At 74.7% G+C, this 14466-nt stretch carries 1 protein-coding gene (only partly in view); it reads right to left on the bottom strand.

What is annotated here, in order from left to right; all coding sequences use genetic code 11:
- A protein-coding gene (locus AC3EVP_RS05715; RefSeq protein WP_435126789.1) for a type I polyketide synthase crosses the window boundary here: on the bottom strand, positions 1-14431 show its 5' portion. It extends 21923 nt beyond the left edge of the window; the window shows 14431 of its 36354 coding nt (coding positions 1-14431); the start codon lies at positions 14429-14431; its stop codon lies beyond the left edge, outside the window.
- Positions 14432-14466 lie beyond the last annotated feature (35 nt).

The following is a 14466-nucleotide window of genomic DNA, read 5'->3' on the forward strand; positions in this document are numbered from 1 at the left end:
GCGGGTCCATCGGCGGCATGGGGAGCCGGCGCATACGGGAGCGGATCGCCTCGTTGGACTGCGCCAGCCCGGCACCGCCCCACAGGCCCCACGCGACCGAGAGACCGGCGCGCCCGCGGGAGCGGCGGTGCTCCGCCAGCGCGTCCAAGTACGCGTTCGCCGCAGCGTAGTTGCCCTGGCCCGCGGAGCCCAGGGTGGAGGCGGCGGAGGAGAACAGGACGAAGGCGTCCAGGTCCAGGTCGGCGGTGAGCTCGTCCAGCAGCGCCGCGCCGTGTGCCTTCACCTCCAGTGCGGTCTGGAGCCGCGCCGGCCGCATGCCGTCCAGCATCCCGTCGTCCAGGACGGCGGCGGTGTGCAGGACGGCGGAGAGCGCGGGGCCGCTGCGCCCGGTCCACTCCAGCAGCCCGGACAGCGGCAGCCGGTCGCTCACGTCGCAGGACACGACGTCGACCCGGGTGCCGGCGGCGGCCAGTTCGGCGGCGCGTGCCGCGATCCCCTCGGCGGCCGGGCCGGAACGGCCCGCCAGGACGAGGCGTTCGGCGCCCCGGTCGGCGAGCCAGCGCGCGACGTGTCCGGCGATCGCGCCGGTGCCGCCGGTGATCAGCGCGGTCCCGCGCGGTGTCCAGGGGGTACGGGTCTCGCGCCGCGGCACCCGCGACATCCGCCGGCCCAGGACGCCGGCCGTACGGATGGCCACCTCGTTCTCGTCACAACCGGCCAGCACCCCCGCCAGCCGCACACCCGCCCGATCACCCAACTCCACCGGCAGGTCCACCAACCCACCCCACCGCTCCGGATGCTCCATACCGACCACCCGACCCAGACCCCACACCTGCGCCTGCACCGGGTGGGCCAGCACCTCACCCGGACCGGCCGCCACCGCACCGCACGTCGCCACCCACAACGGCGCCCCGACCCCGGCATCACCGAGCCCCTGCACCAACCCCAACGTCGCCGCCAGCCCGGCGCTCACCGCCGGGAACTCCGCCAACGGCGCCTCGTCCAACGCCAACAGCGACAGCACCCCGGCGACCTCCGCCGAACCAGCCATCTCGCCCAGCAGCGCCGCCAGTTCGGCACGCTCCACGACCCCGGACGGCACCTCGACCACCTCGACCTGCGCGCCGCGGGCCGCCAGCGCGTCGGCGCACCGCTGCCGCACCTCGCCCTCGACGCCGGCCGGCACCACGAGCAGCCACGTGCCCGACAACACCGCCGCATCGGGCTCAGCGACGGGGGTCCATCCGGTGCGGTAGCGCCAGCCGGCGGCCACCGTACGGTCCAGTTCACGGCGCCGCCAGGACGCCAGGGCCGGCAGCACCTCGCTGATCGGACGGCCGCCGTCGAGTACCAGCGTCTCGTCGAGCAGGTTGAGGTCCCCGCCCTCGACGGCGGCCCAGAACTCGGCCTCCACCGCGGAACTCGCGTCGCTCCCCGTCGACTTCGGGCCCGCTTCCGCGACGGGAAGGCTGTCGGGCCAGAACCGCCGGTTCCGGAAGGCGTACGTCGGCAGCTCGACCGTCCCGGCCACGGGCAGGACGGCCGTCCAGTCCACTGGGGCGCCGTGGACGTACGCCTCGGCCAGCGACGTCAGCACCCGCCCCGCACCACCGTCGTCCCGGCGCAACGTCCCACACAGCGCACCTGGCACCGCACCCGGACCCGCCTCCTGGGCAACCTCCTCCAACGACTCCGTCATCGCACTCAACAACACCGGATGCGGCGACACCTCCACGAAGACCCGCTGACCCTCACCCGCCAGAATCCGCACCGCACGGTCGAAGTGCACCGTCGCCCGAAGACTCCGGAACCAGTAGCCGGCGTCCAACTCCTCACCCGTCAGGGTCTCGCCGGTCATCGCCGACACCATCGGGACCCGGCCCCGACGCGGACTGATCCCCGCCAGGACCGACGTGATCTCCGCCTCCAGGCGATCCACCTGAGCCGAATGGGAGGCGTAGTCCACCGCCACCATCCGCGCCCGGGTGCCCTCGGCCTCGAACTCCGCCTTCAACTCCTCCAACGCACCCGGCTCACCCGACACCACCACCGCCGACGGACCATTGACCGCCGCCAGAGCCACGGTGTCCCCGAACCGGGCCAACCGCTCCTCAACCTCAGGCGCGGACTTGCTGACCGACAGCATCCCGCCCGCACCCGCCAACACCTTCAGCGACTGCGACCGCAACGCCACCACACGCGCGCCGTCCTCCAACGACAGCATCCCCGCCACCGTCGCCGCCGCGATCTCACCCTGCGAGTGACCCACCACCGCCTCGGGCGCGACACCGGCCGCTTCCCAGACCGCGGCCAGCGACACCATCACCGCCCACAACGCCGGCTGCACCACATCGGCGGCCTCAAGTGCCGGGGCGCCTTCCGCACCCGCCAGCACATCGTGCAGCGACCACTCCACATACGGCGCCAACGCCGCCGCACACTCCGCCAGCCGAGCCGCGAACACCGGGGACACACCCGCCAGTTCACGGCCCATCCCCACCCACTGCGACCCCTGACCCGGGAAGACGAACACCGGACGCCCCACGGCACGCGCCGTACCTGACACCACCGCACCCGACGGCACACCCGCCGCCAAACTCTCCAACCCGCCCACCAACGCGGCCCGGTCACCACCGACCACCACCGCCCGGTGCTCGAAAGCCGAACGCGTCACCGCCAACGACCACGCCACATCCGCCGGCTCAAGACCCGGACGCCCGGCCACCCACTCCCGCAGCCGCCCGGCCTGCGCCACCAGCGCCTCCGCGGACCGGCCCGACACCAGCCACGCGTCGGCACCGGACACCAGCGGGGGCGCGGTCCGCGTCCGTGGGGGTTCGGGGGCGGCGTCGGCGGCGGGTGCCTCCTCGAGGATGACGTGGGCGTTGGTGCCGCTCATGCCGAAGGAGGACACACCGGCCCGGCGCGGCCGCTCGCCGGCGGGCCACGGCACGGACTCGGTCAGCAGGCGCACCTGTCCCGCGGACCAGTCGATGTGCGGGGAGGGCTCGTCGGCGTAGAGGGTCTGCGGGAGCTGCTCGTGCTGGAGCGCCAGCACCATCTTGATCACGCCGGCGACACCGGCCGCGGCCTGCGTGTGGCCGATGTTGGACTTCACCGAACCCAGCAGCACCGGGCGGTCCGCGGGACGGTCCTGGCCGTAGGTGGCCAGCAGCGCCTGCGCCTCGATGGGGTCGCCGAGCCGGGTGCCGGTGCCGTGGGCCTCCACCACGTCCACGTCGGCGGCCGACAGCCGCGCGCTGGCCAGCGCGGCGCGGATCACGCGCTGCTGCGAGGGGCCGTTGGGCGCCGTCAGGCCGTTGGACGCGCCGTCCTGGTTGATCGCCGAACCCCGCACCACGGCAAGGACCTTGTGGCCGTTGCGCCGGGCGTCCGACAGTCGCTCCAGGACGAGCATGCCGACGCCTTCGGCCATGCCCATGCCGTCGGCGCCGGCGCCGAACGCCTTGGAGCGCCCGTCGGCCGCCAGGCCGCGGGCCTGGGAGAAGCCCACGAAGGCGTCGGGGGTGGCCATCACGGTGGCGCCGCCGGCCAGGGAGAGCGTGCACTCGCCGGAGCGCAGGGCCTGCGCGGCCAGGTGCAGCGCCACCAGGGACGAGGAGCACGCCGTGTCCATGGTCACCGCGGGGCCTTCGAGGCCGAGGGTGTAGGAGAGGCGGCCGGACAGCACGCTGGTCGCGTTGCCCGTCGCCAGGTGCCCGTCGACGCCGTCGAAGTCCGTGGCGCTCTCGAGGCTGGCCTCTGCGTAGCCGGAGCCGTAGCCGCCGACGAAGGCGCCGGTCTGGCTGCCGCGCAGGGTCGCCGGGTCGATGCCGGCCCGTTCGAATGCCTCCCAGGACGTCGCGAGCAGCAGCCGCTGCTGCGGGTCCATGGCCAGTGCCTCACGCGGGCTGATTCCGAAGAAGGCCGGGTCGAAGGCGCCGGCGTCCAGGACGAAGCCGCCCTCGCAGGTGTAGGAGGTGCCGGGGTGGCCCATGTCCGGGTGGTAGACCGCGTCGAGGTCCCAGCCGCGGTCGGCCGGGAAGGTCCCGATCGCGTCGGTGCCGCCGGCCAGCAGCTCCCACAGCTCCTCGGGGCCGGTGGCGCCGCCCGGGAAGCGGCAGGCCATGCCGACGACGGCGATCGGCTCGTCGACCGCCGTGCCGGAGGGCAGCGCGGGTCCGGCCGCGGCGGGCACCTCGCCCGCGAGTTCGTCGCCGAGCAGCGCGGCCAGGGCCACGGGCGTCGGGTAGTCGAAGACGAGGGTGGCGGGCAGCCGCAGACCGGTCTCGGTCCGCAGCCGGTTGCGCAGTTCGACCCCGGTGAGCGAGTCGAAGCCGAGGTCGGTGAAGGCCCGCGCGGGCTCGACCGCGTCGACGGAGGCGTGGCCGAGCACCGCGGCGACCAGCGTGCGCACCAGTTCCAGCAGCATCCGGTCGCGTTCCTGGCCGGTGCGGCCGGCGAGCCGGCGGCGCAGCGCCTGCGCGGCGTCGGTGCCGCCGGCCGCCGCGGCGGCGGTGCGGCGCCCGGGGGTGCCGGCCAGCCGCCGCCACAGCGGCGGGACCTCACCGCTGCGCGCGGCCTGCGCGCGCAGGCCGGCGACGTCGAGCCGGGCCGGCACGAGGGCGCCCTCGCCGCGGGTCGCGCTGCGCTCCAGCGCGGTGTCCAGGACGGCCAGGCCCTCGTCGGCACCGAGGGCGGTGAGTCCGGAGCGGGTGATGCGGGAGAGGAGTTGCTCGCCCAGGTCGCGGCCGATACCCGCTTCGTGCACCCACGGGCCCCACGCCAGGGAGAGTCCGGCCAGGCCGGCGGCCCGGCGGTGCCGGGCCAGAGCGTCCAGGAAGGCGTTGGCGGCGACGTAGTTGCCCTGTCCGGGGGCGCCGAGCGGGGCGGCGGCCGAGGAGAACAGGACGAAGTGCTCCAGGTCGCTGTCCCGGGTGAGTTCGTGCAGGTGCCAGGCGGCGTCCGCCTTCGGCCGCAGCACCGCGGCCAGCCGCTGCGGGGTGAGGGTGCCGATCACGCCGTCGTCGATGATGCCGGCGGCGTGGACGACCGAGCCCAGCGGGCAGTCGGCGGGGATGCCCGCCAGCAGCGCGGCCAGCGCGTCGCGGTCCGCCACGTCGCACGCCACGACGCTGACCCGCGCGCCGAGGGCGGCCAGTTCCGCGGCCAGCACCGCGACGCCCGCGGCCGCCGGTCCCGACCGGCTGGTCAGCACCACCGCGCGGGCCCGCCCGGTGACCACCATGTGACGGGCCACCAGGCCGCCGAGGGTGCCGGTGCCGCCGGTCACCAGCAGGGTGCGCGGGCCGCTGTCGGCAAGGTCGGCGTGATCGGCGTGATCGGCGAGGTCAGCGGCTTGTTCAACCGCTGTCCCGGCACCAGACGGACGGTTCAGCCGGCGCCCGTACGCGGTCCGGCCGCGGAGGGTCAGCTCGGGCTCGCCGGTGGCGAGGAACCGCGGCAGGGCGGCGAGTTGACCGGTGGGGGCGTCCTCGTCGGCGGGCAGGTCCACCAGGAGCAGCCGGCCGGGGTTCTCCGACTGCGCCGAGGACAGCAGGCCGCGTGCCGCGGCCGCCGCGAGGTCCACCACGGGTGCGCCGTCCGCGGCGGCCACGGCGCCGCGGGTCACCACGGCCAGCGGCACGGACTCCAGGCGCGGCGCGGCCAGCCACTCCTGGGCCAGTTCCAGGACCTCGCCGGTCAGTCGCCGGGTCGTGTCCGGCACCGTGCCGGCGCCGGTCGGGGTGCCGTCGACGCACACCAGCACCAGCTGCGGCGCGACATCGCCCGCCTCCACCGCGGCGGCCACCTCGGCGACGGCGGCGAAGCCCCGTACGGGGACGCCCGCCGTGCGCAGTTCCCCGACCACGTCGAAGCGGTCGTCGCCGACGAGCACCCACTCGCCGTCCACGGCGGGGCCCTCGGTCAGCGGCACCCACTCCTCGACGAACAGGGTGTCGCCGGCGGGGTGGCCGGCGTCCTGGAGCTGGTCGGCGGCGACCGGGCGGCTGACGAGCGACTGCACGGTGACGACCGGGGCCCCCTGGGGGTCCGCGGCGGTCAGTTCCAGTCCGCCCGTGGGGCCCTGGCGCAGCCGGGCCCGCAGCACCGAGGCGCCGGTCGCGTGGAGTTCGACGCCCGTCCAGGCGAACGGCATCCGGACCCCGCCCGGCTGCCCGGCGGCGTCCTCCGCCCCGCCGGGCATGGGCGAGCCCGGCAGGAGCGAGGCGTGCAGGGCCGCGTCGAGCAGCGCCGGGTGGATGCCGAACGCGGCCGCGTCCCGCGCCGCGTCCTCGGGCAGCGCCACCTCGGCGAAGACGTCCTCGCCGCGCCGCCAGGCGGCCCGCAGGCCGTGGAACGCGGGACCGTACACGTCGGCCAGCAGCTCGGTGTAGAGGCCGTCGACGTCGAGCGCGACGGCGCCCGAAGGCGGCCACATGGCGAAGTCGTCCGCCGTCCCGGCGTCCACCGGGCCCGCGCCGACGGGTGCGAGCGAACCGCTCGCGTGCTGCGTCCAGATCTGCGCGGGGTCCGCGGAGTCGGCGGTGTCGGGCCGGGAGAAGACCTCGACCGTACGGCGGCCCTCGGCGTCCGCCTCGGCGAGCACCACCTGCACCCGCACCCCGCCATCGGCCGGCAGCACCAGCGGCGCCTGGAGCGTCAGCTCCTCCAGCACCCCGCAGCCCACCTGGTCGCCGGCGCGTACGGCCAGCTCCACGAAGCCGGTGCCGGGCAGCAGCACCATGCCGCCCACGGCGTGGTCGGCCAGCCACGGGTGCGTCCGCAGCGAGATCCGGCCCGTGCACAACAGCCCGGCGCCACCGGCCAGTTCGACCGCCGCGCCCAGCAGCGGGTGGCCCACCGCGCCCAGGCCCAGGGACGCCGCGTCCCCGCCGGAGGTGAACATCGCCAGGGACAGCGTCCCCTGCGGCCAGAAGCGCTCGTGCTGGAAGGCGTACGTCGGCAGCTCGACCCGCTTCCCCGCGGCGAGCACGGACTCCCAGTCCACACCGGCGCCGTGGACGTACGCCTCGGCCAGCGAGGTCAGCAGCCGTACGGCGCCGCCCTCGTCCCGCCGCAGCGTCCCGCACACCGCACCCGGCACCACGCCCGGGCCCGCTTCCCGCGCGACCTCTTCCAGGGTGTCGTTCATGGCACCCATCAGGACCGGGTGCGGGGTCACCTCGACGAAGAGCTGATGGCCGTGGTCCGCCAATGTCCGCACCGCACGGTCGAAGTGGACCGTCGCCCGGAGACTGCGGAACCAGTACCCGGCATCCAGCTCCTCACCGGTCAGGGTCTCGCCGGTCATCGCGGACACCATGGGGACCCGGCCGCGACGGGGGTTGACGCCCGCCAGGACGGACGTGATCTCGTCCTCCAGGCGGTCCACCTGCGCCGAGTGGGAGGCGTAGTCCACCGCCACCATCCGCGCCCGGACACCCTCGGCCTCGAACTCCGCCTTCAACTCCTCCAGGGCTGCGGGCTCACCCGACACCACCACCGCCGAGGGCCCATTGACCGCCGCCAGCGCGACAGTGTCCCCGAATCGGGCCAACCGCTCCTCAACCTCAGGCGCGGACTTGCTGACCGACAGCATCCCGCCCGCACCCGCCAACACCTTCAGCGACTGCGACCGCAACGCCACCACCCGCGCGCCATCCTCCAACGACAGCATCCCCGCCACCGTCGCCGCCGCGATCTCACCCTGCGAGTGACCCACCACCGCCTCGGGCACGACACCAGCCGCCTCCCAGACCGCGGCCAGCGACACCATCACCGCCCACAACGCCGGCTGCACCACATCAGCCGCCTCCAACGCCGGGGCACCTTCCGCACCCGCCAACACCTCATCGAGCGACCACTCCACATACGGCGCCAACGCCGCCGCACACTCCGCAAGGCGCGCCGCGAACACCGGCGACACCGACGCCAGTTCACGCCCCATCCCCACCCACTGCGACCCCTGACCCGCGAACGCGAACACCGGACGCGCCGCCGAACGGGCCCGGCCAGAGGCGACCGCGCCTGCCGGGACACCCGCGGCAAGGCTCTCCAAGCCGCTCAGCAGCGCGGTCCGGTCACCACCCACGACCACGGCCCGGTGCTCGAAGGCGGAACGGGTGGCGGCCAACGACCACGCCACATCCGCCGGTTCGAGGCCCGGACGACCGTCGACCCACTCCCGCAACCGCTCCGCCTGCCCCGCCAGGCCCGCTGCCGAACGGCCCGACACCAGCCACGCACCGGCACCGGCACCGTCGCCCGACAGCACCGGCAGCTCGCCCGCCGTGCCGTCAGGCTCCGAAGCGGCCGCCTCGGCCTCCTCGGGCTCCGGCGCCGGGGCCTCCTCCAGGATGACGTGCGCGTTCGTCCCGCTCATCCCGAACGAGGACACAGCGGCCCGGCGCGGCTGCTCACCGGTCGGCCATGCCACCGGCTCGCTCAGCAGCCGGACCGCGCCGGCCGTCCAGTCGACGTGCGAGGACGGCTCGTCGGCGTGGAGGGTCTGCGGCAGCTGCTCGTGCCGGAGGGCCAGCACCATCTTGATGATGCCCGCGACGCCCGCCGCGGCCTGTGTGTGGCCGATGTTGGACTTCACCGAGCCCAGCCACAGCGGCCGGTCCGCGGTCCGCTCCTGGCCGTAGGTCGCCAGCAGCGCGCCGGCCTCGATCGGGTCGCCGAGCTTGGTGCCGGTGCCGTGTGCCTCGACGACGTCCACGTCGGCGGCGGTCAGCCCGGCGCTCGCGAGGGCCGCCCGGATGACGCGCTGCTGCGAGGGGCCGTTGGGCGCCGTGAGGCCGTTGGACGCGCCGTCCTGGTTGACCGCCGAACCCCGCACCACCGCGAGGACCTCGTGCCCGTTGCGCCGGGCGTCCGACAGCCGCTCGACCACGAGGATGCCGGCGCCCTCGGCCCAGCCGGTGCCGTCCGCGTCCTCGGAGAAGGCGCGGCAGCGGCCGTCGGCCGAAAGCCCCTGCTGGCGGGAGAAGTCGATGAAGGTGCCCGGGGTGGCCATCACGGTGGCGCCGCCGGCCAGGGCGAGCGTGCACTCGCCGGAGCGCAGCGCCTGGATGGCCAGGTGGAGCGCGACCAGGGAGGAGGAGCAGGCGGTGTCGATGGTCATGGCGGGGCCCTCGAGGCCGAGGGCGTAGGAGACCCGGCCGGAGAGCACACTGGTGGCGTTGCCGGTGAGCGAGTGCCCCTCGGAGCCGGAGTCGCCCTGGTTGGCCAGCGCCAGCCCGAAGCTGTAACCGGAGGTGAAGCCGCCGGCGAAGACACCGGTGGCGCTCTCCCGCAGGGTCGCCGGGTCGATCCCGGCCCGCTCCAGCGCCTCCCAGGACGTCTCGAGCATGAGCCGCTGCTGCGGGTCCATCGCCAGCGCCTCGCGCGGGCTGATCCCGAAGAAGTCGGCGTCGAAGTCGGCCACTTCGCGCAGGAACGCGCCCTGGGCGACGTAGGAGGTGCCCTCGCGTTCGCCGTCCGGGTCGAAGACGCCTTCCAGGTCCCAGCCGCGGTCGGTCGGGAAGGCGCCCACCGCGTCGCCGCCGGAGGTGAGGAAGTCCCAGAACTGCTCGGGGGTTCCGGCGCCGCCGGGGAAGCGGCAGGCCATGCCGACGATCGCCACCGGCTCGTCCACGGCGACCGCGGCCACGGTGACCACGGGGGCGGAAGCGCCCTGGCGGCCGGTCAGTTCGCCTCGTAGGAAGGCGGCGAGCGCCTGGGGGGTCGGGTAGTCGAAGACGAGGGTGGCGGGCAGCCGCAGACCGGTCGCGGCGTTGAGGCGGTTGCGCAGCTCGACCGAAGTGAGCGAGTCGAAGCCGAGGTCCTTGAAGGCGCGCCGGTCCTCGACCGCGTCGGCCGAGGTGTGCCCGAGCACGACGGCCGCCTCGCCGCGTACGAGGTCCGTCAGGACGCGTTCCTGCTCGGAGCGGCCCATCCCGGCGAGCCGCCGGGCGAGTTCGCCCTCGGCGTGGACCACGGTGAGCGTGTTCTCCGCGGCCGCGAGCAGGCGGCGGGCGTCGGGCAGGTCGCGGAGCAGCGGCCGTCCCAGCACGCCGGCGGCGCCCGCGTCGGACCCCAGCCGGTCCCAGTCGACGTCCATGACGGTCAGCGTGGCGTCGGAGCCCGCCATCGCCTCGTCCAGGGCGCGGGCCGCGAGCTGCGGGTCCATCGGGGGCAGCGGCATCTGGCGCATCCGCGCGCGGGCCGCCTCTCCGGTCTCCGCGAGGCCGCCGCCGCTCCAGGGCCCCCAGGCCACGGCCAGGCCGGCCAGGCCGCGGGAGCGGCGGTGCTCCGCCAGCGCGTCGAGGTAGGCGTTGGCTGCCGCGTAGCTGCCCTGGCCGGGTCCGCCGAGCGTGGCGGCGGCCGCGGAGAACAGCACGAAGCTCTCCAGGTCGCGGTCGGCGGTCAACTCGTCGAGCAGGGCGGCCCCTTGGGCCTTCACCCGCAGCACCGTCTCCAGGCGGGACGCGTCGAGGCCGTCCAGCATCCCGTCGTCCAGGACGGCGGCGGTGTGCAGTACGGACGCGAGCCGCGGGCCGGTCGCGTCGATCCGGTCCAACAGGGCGGCCAGCGGAGCCCGTTCGGCCACGTCACACGCGACGACCTCCACCGCGGAACCGGCCTGCGCCAGTTCGGCGGCGAGAGCGGCGGCGCCCTGCGCCGAAGCGCCGGAACGGCTTGTCAGCACCAGCCGTTCGGCACCCCGGCCGGCGAGGCGGCGCGCCACGTGTCCGGCGATCGCACCCGTACCGCCGGTGATCAGCGTGGTGCCGAGGGCCGTACGGTCCTCGCCCGCGGTACGCCGTGTCACGCGCGCGAGCCGGCGGGCGAGGAGTCCCGCGGGCCGGAAGGCCATCTCGTTCTCGTCGCAGCCGGCCAATACACCGGCCAGCCGTGCGGCGGCACGCTCGTCCAGCGACTCCGGCAGGTCCACCAACCCGCCCCAGCGGTCCGGGTGTTCCAGAGCCACGACCCGGCCCAGACCCCACACCTGCGCCTGCACCGGATGCGCCAGCACCTCACCCGGACCCGCCGCCACCGCACCAGAAGTGGCAAGCCACAGCGGCGCCTCGATGCCCGCGTCCCCGAGGCCTTGCACCAGGGCCAGCGTCGCCGCCAGTCCGGCGGTCACGGCCGGGCGGTCCGGCAGCGGCGCCTCGTCCAGCGCGAGCAGCGACAGCACCCCGGCGACCTCCGCCGAACCAGCCATCTCACGGAGCAGCAGGGTCAGTTCAGCGCGGTTCACGGTGCCGGACGGCACCTCGACCACCACGGCCTCGGCACCGCGGGCCGCCAGCGCGTCGGCGCACCGCTGCCGCGCCTCGCCCTCGGCGCCGGCCGGCACCACGAGCAGCCACGTGCCCGACAACACCGCCGCGTCGGGTTCCGGGACAGCCGTCCACGAGGTGCGGTAACGCCAGTTCGCGGTCAGCGACCGGTCCAGCTCGCGGCGCCGCCAGGACGCCAGGGCCGGCAGCACCTCCCGGAAGGAGAGGGCGCCGTCGACGTCGAGGGTCTCGGTGAGACGGGCGAGGTCCTCCCCTTCGACGGCGGCCCAGAACTCGGCCTCCGCCTCGGTGCTGGCCACGATCCTGTCGGCGCCGCCCCCGGCTGCGGGCGGCGCGAGGGAGACGACGCCCTCGGGCCAGAACCGCTGGTGGCGGAAGGCATACGTCGGCAGCTCCACCGCCTCGCCCTGCGGAAGCACCCGCTTCCAGTCCACCGGAGCACCCTCGACGAACGCACGGGCCAACCCGACCTCCAGGCCGGTCACGCCCTCATCGGTACGACGCTGGAGCGGCACGAACGCAGGCTCCACACCCTCCACGACGGCCACAGCGTCAGGGCCGAGGGAAGACAACGAACCGTCCGGGCCGACCTCCAGGAAGACGGAGACGCCTTCCCTGGCAAGGGCCGCGACGGCGTCGGCGAAACGCACCGCCTGCCGCACCTGCCCAGGCCAGTAACCAGCCTCCGGCTCCGACACCAACTCACCCGTCAGAGCACCCGCCCACATCACCTCCGGACGACTGAACCTCATCCCATCGGCGACCGCTTCAAGCTCCGCCAACACCGGGTCCATCGCCGGCGAGTGGAACGCATGCGACACGCGCAACGGCCGCACCCGATGCCCGCGCTCGCGCCACAACTCCACCAGCGCGTCCACCGCTTCCACCACACCCGACACCACGACCGAATCCGGACCGTTCACCGCCGCGACCGCGACCTCACCGGTCACCTCGGCGAAGGAGGCCACAACCTCCGCCTCCGGCGCCTTGATCGACGCCATCGCCCCACCCGACGGCAACTCCTGCATCAACCGGGCACGTACCGCCACCAACTTGGCCGCGTCCGGCAGCGACAGCACCCCGGCGACGTAGGCAGCAGCCACCTCACCCACCGAATGCCCCACCACCGCATCCGGCCGCACCCCCGCAGCCTCCAACACCGCAGCCAACGCCACCTCGAACGCGAACAACCCCGTCTGCGCATACAACGTCTGGTCCGCCAGACCCGCGTCCACACCCTCAACGCCCAGCACGACATCCCGCACGGGAACCGCCGCGCCCAACTCCAGTTCCAACAGCCCGCACACCCGGTCGAAGACCTCGGCGAACACCGGACTGGACCCATACAACTCCCGGCCCATCCCCGCCCACTGCGCACCCTGACCCGCAAAGACCAACCCCACCCGGGCATCAGCCCGCGCCACCCCGGCAACCACCGAAGCCGACGACACACCCGCAGCCAGCCCCTGCACCCCCGCCAGCAACTCCCCACGATCGCCGCCGAACACGACCGCACGGTGCTCGAACGCCGTACGCGTCGCCGCCAACGACCACGCCACATCCGCCGGCTCCACCACCGGACGAGCCGCCACCCACTCCCGAAGACGACCCGCCTGCGCCACCAACCCGTCCGCGGTACGGCCGGACAGCAGCCACGCCCCGGCACCGGAGAGCACGGGAGTCGCGGCGGGCGCCGCACCGGTGTCCGGCTCCTCGCCGTCCACGGCGGGTTCCTCGGCGGGGGCCTCCTCCAGGATGACGTGCGCGTTCGTCCCGCTGATCCCGAACGCCGACACGCCCGCCCGACGCGGGCGCTCCCCGGTCGGCCACGCCACGGACTCGTCCAGCAGCCGCACTTCACCCGCGGACCAGTCGACGTGCGATGTCGGCTCGCTCGCGTGCAGGGTCTGCGGAAGCTGCTCGTGCTGGAGGGCCAGCACCATCTTGATGACGCCGGCGACACCGGCGGCGGCCTGGGTGTGGCCGATGTTGGACTTCACCGCGCCCAGCCACACCGGGCGGTCCTCGGGGCGGTCCTGGCCGTAGGTGGCCAGTAGCGCCTGCGCCTCGATCGGGTCGCCCAGCGTGGTGCCCGTGCCATGCGCCTCGACCACGTCGACATCCGCGGCCGACAGCCGTGCGTTGGCCAGCGCGGCGCGGATCACCCGCTGCTGCGAGGGCCCGTTCGGTGCCGACAGGCCGTTGGACGCGCCGTCCTGGTTGACCGCCGAACCCCGCAGCACCGCAAGGACCTTGTGGCCGTTGCGGCGGGCGTCGGACAGCCGCTCGACGGCGAGCATGCCGACGCCCTCGGCCCAGCCGGTGCCGTCCGCGTCCTCGGAGAACGCACGGCAGCGGCCGTCCGCCGACAGCCCCTGCTGCCGGGAGAACTCCACGAACGTGCCGGGCGACACCAGCACGGTGACGCCGCCGGCCAGCGCGAGCGAGCACTCGCCCAACCGCAGCGCCTGCACCGCCAGATGGAGCGCCACCAGCGACGACGAGCACGCCGTGTCCACCGTCACCGCGGGCCCCTCCAGACCCAGGACGTAGGACACCCGGCCGGACAGCACACTGGTGGCGTTGCCCGTCATCAGGTGGCCCTCGACACCCGAGCCCTCCGGCCCGGCCGCCCAGGAGAGGCCGATGCCGTACCCGGAGGCGAAGCCGCCGGCGAAGACACCGGTCGAGCTCTCCTTCAGGGTCGACGGGTCGATGCCCGCGCGCTCCAGCGTCTCCCAGGCCGTCTCCAGCAGGAGGCGCTGCTGCGGGTCCATCGCCAGCGCCTCACGCGGACTGATCCCGAAGAAGGCCGGGTCGAAGTCGGCCACGCCCTTGAGGAACGCGCCCTGGGCGACGTACGAGGTGCCCTCGCGCTCGCCGTCGGGGTCGTAGATGCCCTCCAGGTCCCAGCCGCGGTCGGTGGGGAAGCCGCCCACCGCGTCACCGCCGGAGGACAGCAGCTGCCAAAACTCCTCCGGGCTGCTCACACCGCCCGGGAAACGGCACCCCATGCCCACGATGGCGACCGGCTCCGCCGCCTGCTCCTGCACCTCGCGCAGCCGGCCGCGGGCGTCCTGGGCGTCCGCGATGGCTCGCTTGAGGTAACTGCGAAGCTTGTCTTCGTTGGACACGGTGCGCTCCTTGCACAATGACGTTTCAGCTGAGT

Source organism: Actinacidiphila sp. bgisy144, assembly GCF_057708105.1.